Genomic DNA, 1,071 nt, shown 5'->3' with positions numbered 1-1,071 from the left:
TGTAGTTCCCCGTGACGTTGTGAACGCGGTCGGCGGGAGTGAGGCCTCCGATGCCGGTATGGGGTCGGTGGTGATTGTAGAAGTGGAGCCAGGCGGCGTAGGTCGCTGCGCGGGCCTCGTCGGAGAGGTAGGTCTCGGCGTAGGCCCACTCGGCGGCGAGGGTGCGGTTGAAGCGCTCGACCTTTCCGTTGGTCTGGGGTCGGTAGGGCCGGGTCCGGCGGTGCTTGATGTCTTCACCGAGGGCCGCGGCGAAGACGCGGGAGCGGTAGCAGGACCCGTTGTCAGTCATCACTGCCCGCACAGTGATGCCGGCTTCGGCGAAGAACGCGTGGGCACGGGTCCAGAACCCAGCAGCGGTCTCCTTGCGTTCGTCGAGGAGCTGCTCGGAGTAGGCCAGGCGGGTGAAGTCGTCGACCGCGTGGTGCAGGAAGGCGTAGCCACGACCCCCGCGGCCGTGTCCATCGTTGTTGCGTGCTCCGGCTTGTCGTCCGAGCTTCTTGTGTCCACCACCGTCGGGGATCCTGCCGAGCTTCTTGATGTCGACGTGGACCAGGTCGCCCGGCGAGGCGACCTCGTAGCGGACCGGCTTCGGCCGGCGCACCGGCAGCCCGGTGGCCTGATCGAGGTGAGCCAGCAACGGCATCCGATAGCGGGCCAGGACCCGGCCGACGGTCGAGCGCGGCACGCCCAGGTGGTAGCTGATCCGGTGCGGCCCCCACCGCTTGGAGAACCGCAGCTTCACGATGCGCCGCTCCACCCGAGCCGCGGTCCGAGACGGAGTCGAGTGCGGCCGCGAGGACCGGTCGGTCATCGGTAGCCCGGCACGCAGCCGTGCAGCCCACTTTGCTGCGGTGGCCGGGGAGACCTGCATTCGCTCAGCGGCACGACGAACCGTCCAGCCTTGCTCCACGATCAGCTTGGCCAGCTTGAGCCGGCCACCAGGCGCCAAGGGCGCGTTAGCGTGAGTCACGAGGACCTCCAGTAGGTGGGTAGGTGTGGTAACCCCCTCCGTACTGGAGGTCCTCGCTATTCGTCTACGCCTCGCCGTTCACAACCTGATGAGGAACTACA

1 protein-coding gene is annotated in these 1,071 nt (G+C 67.7%); it reads right to left on the bottom strand.

Annotation, left to right across the window (positions count from 1 at the left end; genetic code table 11):
* The coding region (locus tag K8U61_RS24695; RefSeq protein ID WP_224125674.1) for an IS481 family transposase at nt 1-970 on the bottom strand (970 nt) is incomplete at its 3' end.
* Nucleotides 971-1,071 lie beyond the last annotated feature (101 nt).

Source organism: Nocardioides mangrovi (genome assembly GCF_020073815.1).
GTDB lineage: Bacteria > Actinomycetota > Actinomycetes > Propionibacteriales > Nocardioidaceae > Nocardioides > Nocardioides mangrovi.
Note: the sequence above shows the minus strand (reverse complement) of the source record. Positions and strands in the feature narration are given on the sequence as shown.